The sequence below is a fragment of the Paracoccus sp. MC1862 genome, from assembly GCF_016617715.1.
Lineage (GTDB): Bacteria > Pseudomonadota > Alphaproteobacteria > Rhodobacterales > Rhodobacteraceae > Paracoccus.
Window position 1 is genome coordinate 40,462 of record NZ_CP067226.1, and the last position, 20,445, is coordinate 60,906.

15 protein-coding genes and 1 pseudogene are annotated in these 20,445 nt (G+C 65.0%); 4 read left to right on the top strand and 12 right to left on the bottom strand.

The features are described from left to right. Positions 1-132: 132 nt before the first annotated feature. Positions 133-654 (top strand): MarR family winged helix-turn-helix transcriptional regulator, encoded by a 522-nt coding sequence (locus JGR78_RS16555; protein WP_182793325.1) that lies wholly within the window; start codon positions 133-135, stop codon positions 652-654. 76 nt (positions 655-730) lie between these two features. On the opposite strand, the gene JGR78_RS16560 is transcribed toward JGR78_RS16555, so the two are convergent. From JGR78_RS16560 to JGR78_RS16590, 7 genes are all read right to left on the bottom strand, one after another. Further along, positions 731-2,290: a class I adenylate-forming enzyme family protein gene (locus JGR78_RS16560; protein ID WP_182805635.1), complete on the bottom strand. Its 1,560-nt coding sequence runs from the start codon at positions 2,288-2,290 to the stop codon at positions 731-733. Between the two features lie 79 nt (positions 2,291-2,369). Then, positions 2,370-3,596 (bottom strand): ABC transporter substrate-binding protein, encoded by a 1,227-nt coding sequence (locus JGR78_RS16565; protein WP_255434958.1) that lies wholly within the window; start codon positions 3,594-3,596, stop codon positions 2,370-2,372. Between the two features lie 508 nt (positions 3,597-4,104). Further along, entirely contained in the window at positions 4,105-4,884 is a 780-nt protein-coding gene (locus tag JGR78_RS16570; protein WP_182805637.1) for a short-chain dehydrogenase/reductase, read from the bottom strand. Next, positions 4,868-5,701: an enoyl-CoA hydratase/isomerase family protein gene (locus JGR78_RS16575; protein WP_182805639.1), complete on the bottom strand. Its 834-nt coding sequence runs from the start codon at positions 5,699-5,701 to the stop codon at positions 4,868-4,870. The genes JGR78_RS16570 and JGR78_RS16575 overlap by 17 nt, the downstream gene beginning before the upstream one ends. A 22-nt stretch (positions 5,702-5,723) precedes the next feature. Continuing rightward, positions 5,724-7,652, bottom strand: coding sequence for an AMP-binding protein (locus tag JGR78_RS16580; RefSeq protein ID WP_182805641.1), 1,929 nt, complete (start codon positions 7,650-7,652; stop codon positions 5,724-5,726). Positions 7,653-8,005: 353 nt separating this feature from the next. After that, complete coding sequence (gstA, locus tag JGR78_RS16585) at positions 8,006-8,614, bottom strand: glutathione transferase GstA (RefSeq protein ID WP_182805656.1); 609 nt, start codon at positions 8,612-8,614, stop codon at positions 8,006-8,008. 307 nt (positions 8,615-8,921) lie between these two features. Beyond that, positions 8,922-9,479: a recombinase family protein gene (locus JGR78_RS16590; RefSeq protein ID WP_182805643.1), complete on the bottom strand. Its 558-nt coding sequence runs from the start codon at positions 9,477-9,479 to the stop codon at positions 8,922-8,924. 678 nt (positions 9,480-10,157) lie between these two features. On the opposite strand from JGR78_RS16590, the gene JGR78_RS16595 reads away from it, so the two are divergent. Then, positions 10,158-12,092, top strand: coding sequence for a PBP1A family penicillin-binding protein (locus tag JGR78_RS16595; protein WP_234450980.1), 1,935 nt, complete (start codon positions 10,158-10,160; stop codon positions 12,090-12,092). Positions 12,093-12,233: 141 nt separating this feature from the next. Here the strand turns inward: JGR78_RS16595 and JGR78_RS16600 are convergent, their stop codons facing one another. From JGR78_RS16600 to JGR78_RS16615, 4 genes are all read right to left on the bottom strand, one after another. After that, the gene (locus JGR78_RS16600; RefSeq protein WP_182805645.1) at positions 12,234-12,953 is read right to left on the bottom strand and encodes a hypothetical protein; all 720 of its coding nucleotides are present in this window, start codon (positions 12,951-12,953) and stop codon (positions 12,234-12,236) included. Between the two features lie 242 nt (positions 12,954-13,195). Next, the gene (gene arsJ / locus JGR78_RS16605; protein WP_256435081.1) at positions 13,196-14,452 is read right to left on the bottom strand and encodes an organoarsenical effux MFS transporter ArsJ; all 1,257 of its coding nucleotides are present in this window, start codon (positions 14,450-14,452) and stop codon (positions 13,196-13,198) included. Further along, positions 14,449-15,471 (bottom strand): ArsJ-associated glyceraldehyde-3-phosphate dehydrogenase, encoded by a 1,023-nt coding sequence (locus JGR78_RS16610; RefSeq protein ID WP_182805650.1) that lies wholly within the window; start codon positions 15,469-15,471, stop codon positions 14,449-14,451. The genes arsJ and JGR78_RS16610 overlap by 4 nt, the downstream gene beginning before the upstream one ends. 4 nt (positions 15,472-15,475) lie before the next feature. Next, positions 15,476-16,324, bottom strand: coding sequence for a helix-turn-helix domain-containing protein (locus JGR78_RS16615; RefSeq protein ID WP_182805652.1), 849 nt, complete (start codon positions 16,322-16,324; stop codon positions 15,476-15,478). 177 nt (positions 16,325-16,501) lie between these two features. Between JGR78_RS16615 and istA the strand changes: the two are divergent. Continuing rightward, a pseudogene (gene istA, locus JGR78_RS16620) lies at positions 16,502-18,042 on the top strand (IS21 family transposase). Next, a complete protein-coding gene (gene istB, locus JGR78_RS16625) occupies positions 18,032-18,826 on the top strand; it encodes an IS21-like element helper ATPase IstB (RefSeq protein WP_200559304.1) in 795 nt (264 codons plus the stop codon). The pseudogene istA and the gene istB overlap by 11 nt, the downstream one beginning before the upstream one ends. A 186-nt stretch (positions 18,827-19,012) precedes the next feature. Here istB and JGR78_RS16630 read toward each other — a convergent pair whose 3' ends face one another. Continuing rightward, entirely contained in the window at positions 19,013-20,293 is a 1,281-nt protein-coding gene (locus JGR78_RS16630; protein ID WP_182806160.1) for a glycerophosphodiester phosphodiesterase family protein, read from the bottom strand. Positions 20,294-20,445: the final 152 nt, after the last annotated feature.

Here is a 20,445-nt window from a genome sequence, read left to right on the forward strand (position 1 = left end):
TACAGCCGTGCAGCGTGGAAAGGTGCGTTGATTCTCTTTCTAAGAGTATTTGCCAGTCAGCACCATTTGTGTCAATATGTTTACTGATAAGTTCGCTTTCTCTACCATTCTCGGATACCCTCGGAGCTTCGCATGAACAGCCGCCCTGCCCCGCCGACCCAGGACACTGCCGCCATCGATGCGCTGACTGCTGGCCTGCGCAACCGGCTGTTCTTCCGGCTGTACCAGACCGCCAACCTGCTGAACAAAACCGGCAACCGTGCGCTCGAAGATCACGGCGTGACCACGCAGCAGTGGGCGATTCTGGGCGCATTGGCCGACCCGCGGAGCGAAGGAGGGATTTCGGTCGGTGATCTTGCCGCCCTGCTCATGGTCAGCCGCCAGAACCTGACCGGCGTGCTGTCACGGCTCGAGTCCCGCGGCCTGATCGCCCGGACGGTGGACGTGCGCGACAAGCGCTCGCGTTTCATCTGCCTGACCGGCGAGGGATTGCAGAGATGGGCCGAGATGCAGCCGCAGATCAACGAGTTCTACCAGGCCTCGCTGGCAGATTTCTCGACCTCGGACCTCATCGCCGCGATGCACTACCTTGAGAGGCTGCGGCACAACTTCGTCGTGCTTGAGGGAGGGCAGGGCGAAGCGGAGGGCGACTGACCGCAGGAGCCCCGTTCCCGATCTTGCCCGAGGCAGTCAGCCGGACCCCGGCGAACGGGGCCGCCCCCGTCCCCGATCAAGAGGCTCGAGCGGAATCCTTACGCGCTTCGCCCTGCCTGGATGCGAGGCTTTCCACGATTTCCCGCTTCAGGATCTTTCCTGTCGGACCCAGAGGGAAGCTGTCGAAGAACTCGATTCGCCGGGGAACCTTGTACGAGGCCAGACGATCCCGGCAGAAGGATAGCAGCGTTTCGCCGGAAATCTCGGCACCCTCGCGGATGACGATGCATCCTATCGCCAGTTCACCCTTGACGGCGTCCGGCACCGCGACCACCGACACCAGGGCGACCGCGGGGTGCGCTGCCAGGACGGCCTCGACCTCGGCGGGGAAGATGTTCGAGCCGCCGGTGATGATGACGTCCTTCTTACGGTCCAGCATGTAGAGGAACCCGTCCTCGTCGAGCATGCCGATGTCCCCGCTTCGCCAGCCGTGGCTGGTGAAGGCGGCAGCCGTCGCCGCGGCGTCCTGCCAGTATCCCGCCCCGAGCAGATCCCCAGCCACGCAGATCTCGCCCGGCTGCCCAGCCGGCTGCGGGTTGCCCGCATCGTCCAGGATCGAGATCGTCGCACTGCCCATCGGCCTGCCGACCGAGCCGGGCTTGCGCCGGCCTTCGGGCGCCTCGGTTGTGCAGATGCCGCAGAGTTCGCTCGCCCCGTAGGCATTCACCAACGGCACTCCGAAGGTCGTCTCGAAGCGCGCCTGGACATCGGGCGGCAGCGGCGCCCCCCCCGCCATGCACAGCCGCAGGCCGCTCGTGTCGTGGCGCGCCGGATCATGCCCTTCCAGCAGATAGGAGAACATGGTCGGCGTCCCGGCGAAGAAGGTCGCGCGGTGCTCAGTCATCAGCGACAGGATCGCGGCCGTGTCCCACTTCCCGTTCAGGATCAGGGTGCCGGCTGCGTACAGGCAGCCATTCAGCATGACCGTCGCGCCGAAATTGTTGAACAGCGGCACCGCGCATAGGAAGCGCTCCTGCTGCCAGCGCATCCTGTGATGCGAATGAGTGTCCCGAATCGCGTGATAGATCGCGCGGTGCGTCTGCATCGCACCCTTCGGCAATCCGGTGGTTCCCGAAGTGAAGAAGATCGCGGCGACGTCCTCGGGATCGACCGGCACGGGTTCGAAGACATCCGGCCACTTCGGCAGTTCGTCGCGCAGCGCGGTCCCCCAGTCCGGGGCGTCCCCGCCGGACACGAGCACATACTGGAGGTCGGGCAGTGAGCCGCGCACGGCGTCCACGACCGGCACGCCTTCACTCCGGCAGATCAGCACCGGCATGCGGGTCTTTCGGCCCAATGTCTCGACTTCCGACGACTTGTAGCTGTCGCTGATCGGCAGCGCGATGGCACCGATCTTCTGACAGGCGTGATAGGTGACCGCGACCTCGGGCGTGCTGGGCAGGTAAAGACCGACAGGCGTCCCCTTCCCCACGCCAAGGCTGCTCAGCAGGCCCGCCAGCCGGGCGGTCCGGCGGTTGAACTCGGCATAGGTTATACTTTCGCCCTCGAAGAGGAGGAAGGGCTTGTCCGGGAACCAGCGCGCCGTGGTCTCCAGCATCATTCCAAGCGTCTGCATAACGTGATCCTCAAGGGCTAATAGGCTGCAGCACAGGAAGGAAGCGCCTGCCCGCCGCTTCCCCTTGTTCGTGCAGGCTTCACTGCACCAGAGGGCAGCCGCCTTCGGAGAGCGGACGGAACGCCTCGGCCGCCGGGATCGTCGCGACCGTCTCGTACAAGTCCCATTCGCCCGTCGATTTTTCCGGCGACTTCACGCGGAACAGGTACATGTCGTGGATCGCGCGTCCATCGGCGCGGATCTCGCCCTTGCCGAACAGCGGATCGTCGATGGGCGTTTCCTTCATCTTTGCCATCACCGCCGAGGCGTCCTTGGTGCCGGCCGCCTCGACCGCCTCGAGGTAGTGCATGATCGAGGAGTAGACCCCGGCATGAACCTGCGTCGGCATCCGACCCCCGTGCGCTTCGGCGAACCGCTGGGACCAGGCCCTGCTTTCGTCGCTCTGATCCCAGTAGAAGGCTTCGGTCAGCACCAGTCCCTGCGCCGTTTGCAGCCCGAGGGAATGGACGTCGGTGATGAAGGCCACCAGCGCGGCGACGGACTGGCCGCCCTGCATGATGCCGAACTCGGCCGCCTGCTTGACGGCGCTGATCATGTCGCCACCCCCATTCGCCAGGCCAATCACCTTGGCACCGGAGGATTGGGCCTGCAGCAGAAAAGAGGCAAAGTCGCTGGTGCCGAGCGGATGGCTCGCGGACCCGACAACTGTCCCGCCCGAAGCTTCAACGACGGCGGAGGCATCCTGCTGCATGGCCTTGCCGAAGGCGTAATCCGCCGAAATGAAGAACCAGCTGTCGCCGCCCTGCTGGACCATGGCCCGCGCCGTTCCGTTGGCCAGCGCCCAGGTGTCATAGGTCCAGTGCACGGTGTTGGGCGAGCACTTGGCGCCGGTAAGCTCCGCCGTGCCGGCCCCCGAGTTCAGGTGGATGCGGCCCTTTTCGCGGGCCAGATCGCTGACCGCCAAGGCGATCGCCGATCCCGGTATGTCCGAGATGACATCGACGCCCTGCTGGTCGAACCAGTTGCGCGCGATATTGCTGCCGACGTCCGGCTTGTTCTGGTGATCTGCCGCCAGCACCTCGACATTGATGCCCTTCGAGGCGCCGTCGAAATCCTCGACCGCCATGCGGGCAGCGACGACCGAGCCCATGCCTGCCAGGTCGGAGTAGATCCCCGACTGATCGTTCAGCACGCCGATCTTGATGCTGATGTCTTCCGCCAGGCTCGGGCTGACCCCGAGCACAAGGCTGGCCGCGAACACGTGCGTTCCAATTTTCTTGAGCAAACCACATCCTCCCCGATGCAACTGCCTTCATCCCGTGCCGAGTGGCACAGGACCATCCCAAGAATAATCCATGGTCAAAAGCGTGTCAACATCTTGATACGTTATTCCCGTACCAATGCCGGTTCTCCTACCACAGGAAGACACCATCGCCATTCCCTCTTCACAGGACAAACCTCACATGCTTGCCGAAAATACGCTTGCACAATGGCTGCAGGCGCTGGAAGCCGGTACACTGCTCAAAACGGGAGATATGCTTTCAAGGCTTAGGAATAGGTAGCACTATTGCTATTATGAGTGCCTGAATGCTTGCGTCTGGCAGGCCGCCAAGCACTATTCAGCCGGCAGGCAAACCCCACTCGAACGCTCTCGCCGGCGGCTACCTCCTGGCGGCTCTCTCTGGCCGGAAGGACGCCGTCGAATCGATCCTACCATGTGATCGGGGCGACAACCTCATGTCCTCCTAGGTCCGGACGCCCTACTCGCCTCTGCCTGGCCGCACGACGGGAATCTTCGTACCAGTCTACCTTCCTCAGAGCGAACGGCGTGAAGCCATGCCACCATCGATGGTGAAGATCGTGCCCGACAGATAGGCGCCCCTTGTCGAGGCAACGAAGGCAATCAGGTCGGCCACTTCGTCCGCCTCGGCCGGCCGGCCGGCCGGGTACCGGTCGAAAAACCGACGATACTCTCCGGGATCGCCATAGGTTTCCGCCGCGCGGCCCGAAAGCAACTTTCGCAGCCGCTCGGTCTCGACCGCGCCCGGATTGATGCCGACCACGCGCACGCCCATGTCCAGGCTGCGCCCCCCAACCGCACGGGTGAAGGCCATCAGCGCCGCGTTTCCGGTCGAGCCGCAAACATAGTCGAAATCCGGGCTCTCGCCGGCGCTGCCGATCGTGTTGACGATGGCACCGCCACCCGCCTCGGACATGGCCTTCAGGAAATGCCTGGTCAGGGCGATGTAGCCGAAGACCTTCAGGTCCCAAGCCCTGCGCCAGGTTTCCATCGAGATGTCGAGCAAGTTCCCCGCGGGAATGGCGCCGGCATTGTTCACCAGGATGTCGATGCGCCCGCACGACCCCGTTACCGCGACGATGCCGGCCTCTGTGGCGAGGTCTGCAGCGATCGTGCGGCATTCCCCGCCGTGCACCTGCTTCAGCCGCTCCGCCTGCGCGGCGAGCTTCGCCGCATCTCGGGCGACGAGGATGAGCCCTGCCCCCTCGACAGCGAAACGGTCTGCGACCCTGCTGCCGATGGCGCCAGTTGCCCCGGTGATGAGGACGGTCTTGCCGTCAAGCCCGAGGTTCATCTTTGCCTTTCTGGACGCGAGTACCCCGGAAGTTCGGCGGGCGCTTCTCCCGGTGTGAGGCCACGCCCTCGCGCACCTCCGGGCCTGCAAAGCCCAGCATCTCGAGCGCAGTCGAGGTGTCGAAGGTGGGCCCCGCACTGCGGAGCCAGTTGTTCATGGCGTATTTGGTCCAGGCGATGGCGTCGGTGGCACCATTGGCGAGTTCCGCCGCGATCTCCAGCGCGGTCGGCAGCACCTGGTCGGGCTCGACGGCCAGCGAGACAAGACCGATACGCTCGGCTTCCTCGCCGGTGATGGGGCGGCAGGTCATCAGGTAATACTTGGCCTTGGCCATGCCGCAAAGCAGCGGCCAGATGATCGCCGCCGCGTCACCCGCCGCCACGCCGAGCCGGGTATGGCCGTCGACCAGCTTCGCGGTCTTGGAGACGACGGAGATGTCGGCCAGAAGCCCGACCACCAGCCCCGCGCCCGCGGCAGGTCCGTTGATCGCCGAGATCACCGGCTTGCGGCAGTTGATGATGTTGTAGACCAGATCCCGCGTCTCGCGCCAGGACGAGACGCGCTCGGCATGATCGTTCATCAGATTCTCGACCCAGCCGAAGTCGCCGCCTGCCGAAAACGCCCGGCCTGCACCGGTGACAACCACCGCCTCGACCTCGGGCGCGTCGTCGATGTCGCGCCAGATGCGGGTGATCTCCGTATGGGTTTCCCGATCGATCGAGTTCATCGCCTCGGGCCGGTCGAAGGTGATCTGCAGGATGCCGCCATCGAGCATCTCGAGCTTCAGCTTCGTATAATGGCGATGCCAGTCGGTCATGGTTTCTTCTTTCGTGATCGGGTCAGGGACCCAGTCTTGCGGCCTCGGTAGCCGCGCGCAAGCTTTCCAGTGAGGCCGGGTTCTCGAGGGTGGTGAGATCGCCGAGCGGTTCACCAAGAACTACCTGCCGCGCGAGGCGGCGCAGGATCTTACCATTGCGGGTGCGCGGAAGCTCGGGGACGATCAGCACCTCGCGCGGGCGCAGCCCCGCACCGAGCTTGCGCGCGACATGCTCGCGAAGTGCCTCGGCCATGGTGCCGTCGTCGGGAACCTCGGGCCTCGGGACGACAAGCAGCACCACGGCTTGGCCGCTCTTCGCGTCGGGCACGCCGATCGCCGCCGCGGCGACGACGCGGCTGTCCGACAGCGCGGCTTCCTCGATCTCGGAGGGGCCGACGCGGCGACCCGAGATTTTCAGCACATCATCGCTGCGGCCCCGCAGTTCCCAGACGCCGTTCGCGTGGCGGACGACAAGGTCGCCGTGGCTCCAAAGACCCGGACGCTGCGACCAGTAGCTTTCGATGAAGCGGTTCGAGTCCTGCCAGAGCCCGACCGTCAACCCCACCATCGGGCGGCGCAGGACCAGCTCTCCGACCTCTCCCGGCGCGGTCTCGTTTCCGTCGTAGACTACCGCAGCGTCCACGTCGGTGACGACAGAGTTGAAGCCAACCGGATAGATCGGGCGCAGCACGATGTTCGAGAGGATCCCGCCCGAGATCTCGGTACCGCCGGTCAGGTTGATGATCGGGGTCCGCTGATGGCCGATCTGCTGGAATGCCCACAGGAAAGTGGGTTCGTCGATCACCTCGCCCGCAGTGATGATGGTGCGGAAGTTGCCGCCCAGCTCGGCTGGCAGTTCCGACACGGCTGCCCTCATGACGCGCAGCATCGTGGGCGCAGTGCCGAAATGGCTGACATCCGCAGCCTTCGCCACACGCAAAAGCTCGAGCGCGTCGGGCGAGGTTGGTCCGCCGTTGTAGAGGACCAGTGATCCGCCCAGCATCAGCGGCGCGCAGATCTGCCAGGGGCCGACCATCCAGCCCATGTCGCTGTACCACATCAGGCGGTCGCCAGGGCGGAAGTCGACCTGGTAGGCGGTATCATGCGCCACACGGAACGGGAAGCCGCCATGGATATGGACGGTGCCTTTCGGCATGCCGGTGGTCCCCGAGGTGAACATGATCATCCAGGGCGTGTTAGGGTCCAACGCGGGCGCCTCCACGACGCGATCGCCGGGAAGGCTTGCCCAGTCGCAGGTTCCTTCCGGCGCCCCCTCGCCCAGGCTGTCGAACACGGCCACCGTTTCAAGGCCGGGACAAGCCACGGCGATCGCGGCGAGGGTGCCGACGGTGCGGATGGTCTTGCCGCCGCGGACCCAGCCATCGCAACTGATCAGCACCCTGGCGCCGGCCGCATTGATCCGCGTCGCGATCGCCTCGGGTCCGAAAGCGGAATAAAGCGGCACGATGATCGCGCCGATCCGTGCGGTGGCAACCATCACGACGGCGGCTTCGGCGATGTTGGGAAGCAGCATTGCTACGCGATCGCCCTTGCCTACCCCAAGTGAGGCCAGCCTGGACATCGCCGCCTCTACTTCGCGACAAAGCTCGGCACGGGTGATGTCGCGCCGCGCGCCGGATTCCGACAACTCGACAAGCGCCAGGTCACCGTCCTTCGCACCCTCCGGCGCGAGCAGGATGTCGGTGAAGTTTAGCGCACCGCCCTCGAACCAGCGCGCCCACTCCACCCCGCCCCTCAGGTCCATGACCTGCCGGAAAGGGCGGCGGAAGCGGAGGCCGAGGTCGGCAACAACATGTCGCCAGTAGCCCTCCATATCGGCCAAGGCGAAGTCGCGCAGGGCGTCGAAGTCCTGCCGCCCCGAATGCCGCAACAGCCGCGACAGGGCGGCGCTTTCAATCCGTGCCGGATCCGGTACCCATACCGGAGTCATCGGCCGACCCTCCCGCGGGCTATGGGGCGACTGGCCGCCCGAAGATCATCGCCATCCAGATGCCCTGATACCGCGTGGATGGGGTACTTGGCCGTCCCCTCCGGCTCGGATGAATCGCTCGCAAAACGAATGCTGTCAGACCGGTCTTTGCAGCGACGGAATTCGGGCACGTTTGCGTTGGGCGAAAGCTGCAGACGTCCGCTCGCACAAGGTTTGTCCTGCATGGAGCGAGGCTTGTTGAAGAACAGGGCCTCGACTGCAGTGCCTTTGGCGTTCCGCCCCGTTGCGCCAATAGCCCTCCTGTGCCGGATCCGCCGCATCTTCAATTTCCTGCAATGGAAATGCATCAGACCTCAGATCAGCCCTTCCGTCTTCATGGCCCTAGCGGCTGCCGGTCGCTCAGCCACCCTTTGCACGAATAAATGGATGTTCGGCCAGCGGTCCAAAGCCACGCCAACGCGGGGCGCCCAGCTGGCCACGACGAAGGCGTAAGCGTCGGCAACGGTGAAGTTGCTGCCGGTCAGGAACGGACGGCCGTCCGACAGCAGTCCCTCGAGCCACTCCATGTTACTGGCCACACTCTCACGGGCGCTCGCCTTGACTGTCTCGTCGCTGCCGGGTTTGAAGAGCGGCTTGAATGCCGCGTGCAGGCTTGTGCCGGTGAAGTTCAGGACTTCCTGCACCCGCGCACGTTCGATCGTGCCGGGCTTCGGGGCCAAGGCTTCGTTGCCGGCACTGTCGGCCAGGTATTGCAGGATCGCCGGCCCCTCGGTCAGGATCTCTCCGCCGTCAAGCTCAAGCGCAGGAACGACCCCCTTCGCATTGATGGACGTGTAATCCTGGCCGCTCTCGGTCCTCTTGGCGGCGGTGTCCACCTTCTCGACCTCGTGCGGCAACCCGAGTTCATGCAGCACGATATGTGACGCCAAGGAGCAGGCGCCTGGCTTGTAGTAGAGCTTCATCATGGTCTCCTGTGCTTGCGACCAAGGCTGCCGAGAGTCCCGGCGCCGGACTGCCGGTCAATGGACCGAGCGGCGCCCAATCCTGGAGCGGGATCATCGATAGTGTTGATCAACATGTCCAGCCGTGGCCGCTGAGGCACGGATCGGCAGGGTAATGCATTGTTGCAAAGACTGGCTGTCCGGAACCGAGGGTTGCGGGCAGACTCTGCAGGTATGTCCGTAATTCAGCTTGATCTGCTTTCGAACGGGGAGGAAGATCTGTACTGCCCTTACGAATGCCCCCCAAGTGGCGCACCTTCGCCTAGGATCAAGCCGAACCGCTCTCCGGCAAGAACCGATACACCGACGATCGTGCAATCCCGAGCCTGCGTGCGATGGCGGTGGGGCTGAGCCTTTCTTCGGTGTGTAACCGCCGCACCTCCTCGGGATCGATCTTCGGCTTGCGTCCCTTGTAGACGCCGCGGGCCTTTGCGGCGGCGATCCCTTCCATCTGCCGCTCGCGGCGCAGGTTGGTCTCGAACTCGGCGAACACGCCCAGCATGTCAAAGAAGGCCTTGCTGGCTGCGGTGGCGGTGTCCACGGGCTGCTCGGTGGCCTTCAGCGTGACACCCTTTGCCTTCAGCTCGTGAACGATGTCCTGGAGGTCCTTGAGGGAGCGTGCCAACCGGTCGATGCGGGTGATGACGAGCGTGTCGCCTGCTCGCAGGAACTGCAGCAAGATGTCGAGCTCGGAGCGGCCTTCGCGGGAGGTGCCGGTTTTCTTCTCCGCCCGGATCACCTGGCAACCGGCTGCTCGCAGAGCGGACTCCTGCAGCGAGAGGTTCTGGTCCGTCGTGGAGACACGGGCATACCCATAGGAGGTCATGAAAAAGCCAGTCTGTACGATTTGAGTTCAGACCCACGCACATTGACGTCCGAAAATACTGAAAGCAATCCTAGTCGGACGCACAACGGTGTCCGAAGCAGATGGCCTTCTACGGTATACCCATTGCGCCTTTCTCCGCGACACGTGCTTGACGCAACGTCGTGAAGAATTTCAGTAGCTTGCCGGCGCGGCCAAGGTTCTTCATCAACCCTCGATATACAGTCCAAGGCCTCCAAGCTGTTCGAACAACCGCCACAATCTGAGAAGCCGGCTTCCGGTGCCCCGAAGCTTGCAACCTCACGGATCACGGCTGCCGGAGGCACGAGCCCTGCCGACACGCCAGACTTTCCCGCAGCGATCCACAGCGAAGCTGTGGCGCAGCCCTCGCTGGACGCTGAACGGTCAGAAGGCTCGGTGCGCGATGCGTCGCGGGCTCTCTGGCACGCTGTCCGGCACAAAGGTGAGGTGACCGCTCGACACGCCTGGAGGTGGGTTGCCCATCGAGCACGGGTGCAGCTTGCAGCCACCGGATCCCATATTGCGATGCGAGCGCGCACGCTGGCGGATCGCGGGTTCTCCGCAGCTGCATCGAGGCTCGCGGTCAATAGAAGGTCAGCGGTTTCCGCCTCATCCCTCCAAACGCGATGGCACCGCATGCGAACCGCGGGGGCGCGTGGCGTGCGGGTGATCCGTTTCGGCTGGCGGCTCACCCTCTGGTCGCTCGGTCTGCTCCTGGTCGGAGGGGGCGCCATGGCTTTCGCGATGTGGATGACCATGCGGGATCTGCCTCTGGCCGATGTCCTGCCGCCCTTGCCCGAGCCGACGATTGCCGTGCAGCTTGCGAATGGGGAAACGCTGACTTCGCAGGGCGCCTATCGCGCCCCCTATGTCGCCCTGGACGAGATGCCCCCGCATCTGGGTGAGGCCGTGCTCGCCATCGAGGATCGGCGCTTCCTCGAGCATACCGGTGTCGATCTGCGCGCAATCGCACGCGCCCTGCTGCGCAACACCCGAGCAGGCGACGTCGTGCAGGGCGGCAGCACCATCTCCCAGCAGCTGGTGAAGGTCCTTTATCTGAAGCCGGAGCGCACCTATGCGCGGAAGCTTCAGGAGGCCGTTCTGGCAGGGATGCTGGAGCGGCAACTGGGCAAGGAGCGCATCCTCGAGCTTTACCTCAATGCGGTCTACCTCGGTTCGGGCGCTCATGGGATGCCGGCAGCGGCCCATACCTATTTCGACAAGGACGTCGGCGAGCTGAGCCTGCCCGAGGCCGCCCTGCTTGCCGCATCGATCCAGCTGCCCTCGCAGGTGAACCCCCTTTCGAACCTGGCCGCGGCCCGGGAGCGGGCAACACTGGTCCTGAGGCTCATGGTGGAGCAGGGCCGCATCGACGCAGCTACGCGCGACCAGGCGGTGAAGGGTCTGGCGGCCCTTGAACCCAAACCGCTGCCCAGCCGTGCCGGCAGCTACTTTGCGGACTGGGTGCTCAAGGAACTGGAGACGCTCAAGGGACAATCCGGCGGGGGCCTGTCAGCCACGGCCAGCCTCAATCCGCGGCTCCAGGCCAGCGCCGAGCGGATCGTCCGTGAGGTCATGGCCGAACGCGGGGCGGCAGCGGGGGCCACACAAGCGGCCCTTGTAATCATGACCCCGGACGGGCGGGTGCGCGCCATGGTCGGGGGGCTCGACTACAAGGCCAGCCAGTTCAACCGTGCCGCCGATGCGAAGCGTCAGCCAGGCTCTACCTTCAAGCTGTTCGTCTACATGGCGGCGCTGGCCATGGGTGCCCAGCCGGACACCCGGATCTCGGACGACCCCATCACCATCGGCGACTGGAAGCCCGAGAACTTCGACCGAAGGAGCCATGGCACCGTCACGTTGCGCCAGGCCTTCGCCCATTCCTACAATCTCGCTACTGTCCGGCTGGCCCAGGAGGTCGGCATCGGGAAGGTGGCCGAAGTGGCACGAATGTTCGGGATCGAGGCCGAACTCCGGCCGACACCCTCGCTGGCACTGGGCACCTCGGAGGTGACCCTGCTCGACATGACCGAAGCCTTCGCCGGATTGCTCCGGGGCCGTGTCCCGGTCCGGGCCACCGGCATCGAGACGCTGCGGCTGAGCGAAAGCAGCGATGCCCTGAGCATCACCGCGATCAACGAGCGCGAGCAGATGAGCCTCAGCCGGACGCAGGGGTCCATGCTCGCGCTGTTGCGTGCGGCCGTCGAGGAGGGGACGGGACGTGCTGCCGCGATCGAGGGGCTCGATATCCTGGGCAAGACCGGAACGAGCCAGGACAGCCGCGATGCGTGGTTCATCGGCCTTGTGCGCGGGCGCGGACTCATCGTCGGCGTCTGGGTTGGAAATGACGACAACTCGCCCATGGACCGCGTCACCGGAGGCAGTCTTCCGGCAGAGATCTTCCGGCGGACCGTCACCGCAGCCCTGGAAGGTACACCTGCCCCGCAGGCCGCTCAGGTGCAGCGCACGGCACCAGACATGGCCGAACGCGCACAGTGCGATCTGCGCGCCTGTTCGGCGGCCTATCGGTCGTTTCGTGCGTCAGACTGTACCTTTCAGCCCTATTCCGGGCCGCGTCGGCTGTGCACGCGCTGATACCGGAAGCCCTGACCACGCTTGACCGCAGTCGGCCCGATCAATCAGGACTCCTGGCCAGATCGCAGGAAAGCGCGGGGCCCTGGACCTACTTTTCCGAGACCTTCGGCCTCCACGTTCAGACCGGTGCTGGCGTTGAGATCAGCGCACGAGCACCGCGCCCCTGGGCACCTTCACATTGCAGGACGTGGGGGGCGGCTGGTGGCCCGGTGGGCGGTCCGGATACCAGATCCGGCAGGAGCCGGGGGGCGGGCGGTGCCCCTTCGGGACCTTCAGTCCGGCTCGCTTGCCCTCTTTGCGGTCACGATCCTTCGCGCGACCTTCGCGTTGGTTTCTCTCTTCCTGGCGAGCCCCGACGTTTCGATCCAGGACTTGAGAAACCCCCGCCGCACGCGCGATGGATTGCAACAGCTCGTAGCTCTTGGGATCAAGTTCCGCGATCATGCCAGCGGGCTCAGCAGGGCGCGCGCTCGAGGACCGCGACACGTCCGAAGGGCCGCCCCCATCGGGCAACTTGGCCCCCTGCCCCTCCGCGAGATGGCTGAGAACAGGTTCCTGCGGTTGCGCAGGGGACATCCTTGTTCCGGTATCCGGCTCGACGTCGACCGTCGTCACGGTGCCCGTAGGAGCCGGAAGCGGTGAAGGCTCCCCGCCGGCAACTTCGTCCTGCAATGGCGTTCCCGGCGGGCTGCAATCCATCAGTGCAGCCTCGAGGCTTCCCGCTTCCAGGGTGGTGCAGTCGGGCGATTGCCAGGATCGTGCGTCCTGAGCCTCGGCCCAGGCTGCAAAGGCGAGCGTGGCAGTCCCACAGAGTATGGCCAGGCGCATGAAGCGGTCTCCGGGAAAGCTCAGAACGAACACGACCTTGGAGCAGCAGTTCCCGAATAGCTGCGTGGGTCACGACCCTTTGAGGCCGAACCCATGCGGGGCAATTATCTTGGACGTTAATGGGATCTTCCGGCCATCTCCTCACCCGGGTCCTATCAGTCGAAAGGCTGGTTCAGAGTCTGGACACCAGCAAGCTGCACTGTCCGGCTGGGGGCTGTAAGCGATCTAGCTGACGGCGGGCATCGGCGTGATGGCTACGTTGGCGCTTTTCCTGCTCAGGCGGAGTCGAGTCTGCGGGCAGCCAACCAGCTGCACAGCGCCATTGCCCCTGCAGTGGCGAGGCAGAGCGGCAGCCCGCCCAGCTGGAAGCTGACGCCCGACAGAAGCGTCCCGATCAGCCGCCCCGCGGCATTCGCCATGTAGTAGAAGCCGACGTCCCGGGTGATCCGCTCGGCCGCCCCGAAGGCGAGGATCAGGTAGGAATGGACCGAGGAGTTCACCGCGAAGACGAAGCCGAAGAGCAGCAGGCCGAGGACCAGCGTGACCGTTAGCCAGGGCGCCGGGCCGCCCGCAACCAGTGCCACCGCCGCCAGGGCAAAGGGGATCGGCACCAGCAGGCCTGACCAGCGGATTGCCTTGGCCGTGGTCGCGGCCTCGGACTGGCGCTTGCCCCCGAGAATGCGCGGGGCCGCGGCCTGCACCGCGCCATAAAGGATGATCCAGAGCGCCATGAAGCCGCCGACGAGGAAGAAGGCTGCGCGCCGGCCCTCGGGCGTGCCGTCCGACAGAACGGCCTGGAAATAGACCGGAATGCCGACCACGAACCACACGTCGCGAGCGCCGAACAGGAACATCCGGGCCAGCGAGAGCCGGTTCACGCGGGGGTCTTTCGATCGCCAGCCGCTCCAGGCCTCGGAGGATTTCATCCGGCCCGGCAGGCCGGGCGGCAGGAACAGGACCACCGCGATCAGGATCAGGGTCAATCCCGCTGCCATGCCCCAGACCGCGGCCTGGAACCCGGCCAGTGCCAGTAGCGCGGCGCCGAGAAAGAAGCCCAGCCCCTTCACGGCGTTCTTCGAGCCGGTCAGCGCCGCGACCCAGCGGAAGAGGCCGCCGTCTTCTGCCGGGGCGAGCAGCTTGACGGCCGATTTCGAAGACATCTTGGCCAGATCCTTGGCCACCCCCGACACCCCCTGCACCGCCATCACGAAGGCGACCGAGGCGGGGATGCTCCAGGCCGGATCAAGCTGGCCCAGTGCCACCAGCGCCCCGACCTGCAGCACAAGTCCGCCATAAAGGGTGGCGGCCAGCCCGAACCGGGCCGCCAACCATCCGGCCCCGAGATTGGTGACGATCCCCGCCACCTCGTAGAGCAGGAACAGCCAGGCCAGTTGCACCGGCGTGAAGCCAAGCGTGTTGAAATGCAGCAGCACCAGCATCCTGAGCGCGCCGTCCGACAGCATGAACGCCCAGTAGGCGGCGGTCACCGCGGCATAGGCACGCAGCGGGTTGGCGGCGGCAAGGGTGTTCACAATGTGGCCTTCACGCTCTGCGCGACCATGCGCGCGATGTCGCCAAGACGGCAGGCGTAACCCCATTCGTTGTCATACCAGGCGTAGATCTTCACCTGGGTGCCGTTCACCACCATGGTCGAGGGGCCGTCCACGATCGCCGAGCGGGGATCGTTGGTGAAGTCCGACGAGACCAGCGGCCGCGCCTCATAGCCGAGGATGCCCTTCAGCGGGCCCTCGGCGGCGGCCCGGAACAGGGCATTGACCTCCTCGGCCGTGGTCGGACGCTCGACCTCGAAGACGCAGTCGGTCAGCGAGGCGTTGAGCAGCGGCACCCGCACGGCGTGGCCATTCAGCCTGCCTTTGAGTTCCGGATAGATCAGCGTGATCGCCGTGGCGCTGCCCGTCGTGGTCGGGATCAGGTTCAGCAGCGCCGAGCGGGCCCGGCGCATGTCCCTGGCCGGGCGATCCACGATTGTCTGGGTGTTCGTCACGTCATGGATGGTGGTGATCGAGCCGTGGCGGATGCCGATGGCCTCGTGGATCACCTTGACCACCGGGGCGAGGCAGTTCGTCGTGCAGGAGGCCGCGGTGATGAGGTCATGCACGGCCGGATCGTAGAGGTCATGGTTCACCCCATAGACGAGGTTCAGCGCGCCGCCATCCTTGACGGGGGCACTGACCACGACCTTCTTCACCCCGGCCGCGTAGTAGGGCGCGACCCTGGCCGCGGTCTTGAAGACCCCAGTGCAGTCGATCACCAAATCGACGCCCAGGTCCCCCAGCGGCAGGGCCTCGATGGTCTTCTCATGGGTCAGGCGAATGTGGGTCCCGTTGAGCACCAGGGCGTCGTTCTCATGGGAAACAGGGGTGCGCCAGCGGCCATGAACGCTGTCGAACTCCATTAGTAGGGCGTGCTGTTCGGCGTCGCCGGCGGGGTCGTTCAGCAGTACGATCTCGCCACCTGCGCCACTGTCGATCAGGTCCCGCAGGACGAGCTTTCCGATCCGGCCCAAGCCGTTCAGGGCAATCCGGGTCATCCGCTCAACCCTCCACGTGGTTCAGGGTGTCCGAGCCGATCTGATCCACACGCGTCTGCAGTGCGAGCCGGTCCAGCGAGGCGATGGGCAGTTCCACGAAAGCCTCGATCCGGCGGCACAGCGCGCCATAGGTCCGGGAAAAGGCAAGCGCCTTCTCGGCATTCGTGCCGGTCGCCTTCACCGGATCAGGCAGGCCCCAGTGACCGGTGATCGGCTGCCCCGGCCAAGGCGGGCATTCCTCGGCCGCCGCGGTGTCGCAAACGGTGAAGACGAAATCCATCACCGGAGCGCCGGGCTCCTGAAACTCGGAAATATGCTTTGATCGCAGCCGCGAGATGTCGTGACCGTTGCGGGTCAGCACCTCCAAGGCGAAGGGATTGAGCTGGCTTCCCGGCCGCGTTCCGGCCGAACAGGCGTTAAACCTGCTCTTGCCGAGATCGCGCAAGAGCGCCTCGGCAAAGATCGAGCGGGCGGAGTTGCCCGAACAGATGAACAACACGTTGTAGCCGGTATCGCGCATGGGCGGGGTCTCCTTGCGGGCAGGAAGAAGCGGCGGCATGAGGTCCGGCCGGGCGCGCCCCACGTGGAGGGCCAGGTAGCCGATCAGCCCCTCGGTCGCGTCGAGATCCACATAATAGAACAGCGATCGTCCTTGCCGCTCGACCTGCACCAGCCCCGAGGCCACAAGGTCAGAGAGATGGTGAGAGAGCGTGTTCGGCTTCAGCTTCAGTGCCTGCGCGATCTCGGTCGGACGCACGCCGCGCGGGGCGAAGCGCATCAGCAGCCGAAAGACGGCTAGGCGCCCGGGATGGCCGAGGGTAGAAAAGGCGAGCGTGGCGCGATTAGATTCCATTATTCCTATATCTAGGAATCATAATTCTCTGTCCAGTGTTTTCCTGTTATTCGTTGGCGATAATCCTGTTGATTTCCACCCGGAACTGACCCGGGTAGGGGCGTAATTTCCACTGAGAACTGACCCATGTGAACCTTCCCCAAAGCGGAGCGCGGCGGGGGTAATGGAGTGATCCACATGGGACTTTTGAACATCATCCGACGCATGGCGTTGCGGGAGAAGCTGCCGATCCGGGAGATCGCACGGCGGACCGGCCTGTCGCGCAACACCATCAGGAAGTATCTGAGCGCTGGGACCATCGAGCCGAGGTTCGCGACGCCTGATCGGCCGAGCAAGCTCGATCCGTTTTCCGAGAAGCTGGCGGCGTGGCTGAAGACGGAAGCCGGCAAGTCACGCAAGCAGCGCCGGACGCTGAAGCAACTCCATGCCGACCTCGTGGCGCTCGGCTTCACCGGCTCCTACGGCCGGGTCGCGGCCTTGTCGCGGCCTTCGCCCGGCAATGGCGGATGGACCGGCAGCGCGAGCAGCAGACGACGGGCCGCGGCACCTTCGTCCCCTTGGTCTTTCGTCCGGGCGAGGCGTTCCAGTTCGATTGGAGCGAGGACTACGCGGTTCTGGGCGGGGAGCGCACGAAGCTTCAGGTCGCCCACATCAAGCTGGCACACAGCCGGGCCTTCCTGGTTCGGGCCTATCTGCTGCAAACCCACGAGATGCTGTTCGATGCCCATTGGCACGGGTTCCGCGTCTTTGGCGGCGTGCCGGGTCGCGGCATCTACGATAACATGAAGACAGCGGTTGACCGCGTTGGCCGCGGCAAGGAACGGCAGGTCAACATCCGCTTCCTCGCCATGACCAACCACTATGTCTTCGAGCCGGAGTTCTGCAATCCTGCCGCGGGATGGGAGAAGGGACAGGTCGAGAAGAACGTTCAGGATGCCCGGCCTCGTTTGTGGCAGCCGATGCCGAACTTTCCTGACCTGGCGGCGCTGAACGCCTGGCTGGAACGGCGCTGCCTGGAGTTGTGGCGCGAGATCCCGCACGGGGTTCTGCCCGGAACCGTCGCCGACGCCTGGGCCGAAGAACAGGCCGCGCTGATGCCGCTGCCGCCTGCCTTCGACGGCTTCGTCGAGCGGAGCAAGCGTGTCTCACCCACCTGCCTGATCAGCTTCGAGCGCAACCGCTACAGCGTGCCGGCGTCCTTTGCCAACCGTCCTGTCAGCCTCAGGGTCTACCCGGATCGGCTGGTGGTTGCCGCCGAGGGACAGATCCTGTGCGAACATGGGCGGGTGATCCAGCGGTCCCATCACCTGCCGCCTCGCACGATCTATGACTGGCGGCATTATCTGGCCGTCATCCAGCGCAAGCCGGGTGCCCTCAGGAACGGTGCGCCCTTCGCGGAACTGCCCGCGGCCTTCCGACAGTTGCAGGACCAGATGCTGCGACGACCCGGTGGCGATCGCGAGATGGTCGATATCCTGGCGCTGGTCCTGCAGCATGATGAACAGGCTGTGCTGGTTGCTGTGGAAATGGCCCTGGCCGAAGGCGTCGCGACCAAGACCCATGTGTTGAATCTCCTGCACAGGCTGATCGATGGCAAGACGACCGGCGGCCCGAACATCGACACACCGGAGGCGCTGATCCTGCGCCATGAGCCGAAGGCCAATGTCGAACGCTATGACGACCTGCGGGCGCAGATCGGAGACCGCCATGCGTCATGATCCCGCCAGCGGCGCCATCGTCATCATGCTCCGCAGCCTGAAGATGCACGGCATGGCCCAGGCCGTCACCGACCTGATCGAACAGGGGGCGCCGGCATTCGAGACAGCCGTGCCGATCCTGTCCCAGCTGCTGAAGGCCGAACTGGCGGAACGCGAAGTGCGCTCCATTGCCTATCACATGAAGGCCGCGCGCTTCCCGGCCTACAAGGATCTCTCGGGCTTCGACTTCGCTGCCAGCGAGATCAACGAGGTCACGGTGCGCCAGCTCCACCGCTGCGAGTTCATCGACGGCGCGCAGAATGTCGTGCTGATCGGCGGGCCGGGCACCGGCAAGACCCATGTCGCAACCGCCCTGGGCATCCAGGCCATCGAACACCACCGCCGGAAGGTCCGCTTCTTCTCCACCATCGAACTCGTCAATGCCCTCGAGCAGGAGAAAACCAAGGGCAAGGCGGGCCAGATCGCGGAGGGATTGACCCGGCTCGATCTCGTGATCCTGGACGAACTGGGCTACTTGCCGTTCAGCGCTTCAGGCGGTGCGCTGCTCTTCCACCTTCTGAGCAAGCTCTATGAGCGCACCAGCGTTGTCATCACCACCAACCTGAGCTTCAGCGAATGGGCCACCGTCTTCGGCGATGCCAAAATGACCACCGCGCTGCTCGATCGCCTCACCCACCGCTGCCACATCCTGGAGACCGGAAACGACAGCTTCCGCTTCAAGGCAAGCTCAGCCGCAGCAGCCAGGAAAACCAAGGAGGCCGGCCATGCCTTGACCCAAGCCTAACCCACGAAACATAACCTGAGGGTGGGTCAGTTCTCGATGGAAAACCCGGGTCAGTTCCGAGTGGAAATCAACATCTCAGCGACAAAGAAGGTCCGCATCACCCGGCGTCCAGCGCGTCGAGGCACCGACGCGCCCTGTCTGTCTGAGCGGAAAGGAAGGGCGGCCGGTGCCGCCCCCCAAAGAGCCTCACAGCCCCATACAGTTCGCGTAATAGGTCACGGTCGCCGGCCAGTCCGAGAAGATGCCCTTGACGCCCACTTCCTGCGCCAGCGTGTCCACCATCTCGTAGATCGCGCCGTCGTCCTGCGCCACCGAGGCGACCGAGCCGTAATACCAACCGCCGCCGTTCTCCGGGGTGATCGGGCCGGACCGTTCCAGCGACCAGCCGATCAGGTCCATGCCGGCGGCCTTGACCGCCTTGGCGAACTCGGAGGCGACCATGTCGCCGTTCGGGCCCGGCACGATCATCATCGTCAATGCGGGTGCGATTGTCCTGATGCCCTTGTCGGCCAGCGGCTGCGGCGCATACATGCCCCAGGTCTCGGGGTTCTGGTTATCGAAGCCCTCGACCAGATCGGGATCCACCAGATAGGCGGCAGTCGCGGCGAACTCCGGCTCGTTGGCCAACCAGTAATCGATGTGCCCGATCTCGAAGCTTTGCAGGATCACGTCCTCGGGCGGGATGCCGGCGGCCTTGTATTCATCGACGATGGCCTGCGCGTAGTCGTCGTTGCCATAGCCCTCGAAGGGCATCTCTTCCACCGCCGCCTTCAGTTCAGGCGTGAACTTCGCACCGAGTGCCTTGAACAGCTGAATCGACTCGGCATGCGTCATCAGATGCGCACCGTTCGTGTAGAGGTCGGTGCGCCAGGTGGCGTTGCCGCCCATGTAGTCCTCAACGGTGGTGGCGGTTGGGTCCGACGAATCCATCTTGGGCTTCAGCGTGCGGAACTCGGCCAAGGTGATGTCCGAGGTGCGGCACTCTGCATTGGCCGGTTGGCCGTTCGCGGCGGGGGTGAAGGGCACGGTGCATTTGTCGGCCAAGGGCGTCGCGAGGATGTTCGTCGTGGTGTGCAGATCGTTCTGCGCGTGACGGCAGACCAACTGCTTGTCGCCGGTGAAGGCCACGTCGCATTCCAGCACGCCCGCACCCATCACGGCGGCGGCGAGGTTGGATTCCACCGTGTGTTCGGGAAACTGCAGTGGCGCCCCCCGGTGGCCGATCGAGAACTCGGACACCGTGGGCGTCTGGCCCACGCAGGACATCAGCTTGTCCTTCAGCGCGCCCGCTGGAAGCTTGTCGATCAGGTAGAAGGGACGGGGCCCGTAGGTGACGGCCGGCCGGGTCGCGCCCGCGAAGTCATAGGCGGCCGCCCCGGCGGCCGCTGGGGCGGGCGCGGCCTGTGCCGCCGCCATGGCCGGAGCCAGTGCGACCAGCGCGACGCTGCGAAGAAGGGAAAGGGACATCGGATGCTCCGTCATGAGGTGGACCGGCGGCTGTCAGGCGAGGCGCATGATGAACCTTTCACGGGTCCGCGAAAGGCTGATGACATCGCATGTGTTCGGGAAGTGGTTCGAAGGCGGGTTGCTTTCCGCATGACTCCTCCGTGTCGCCCAGC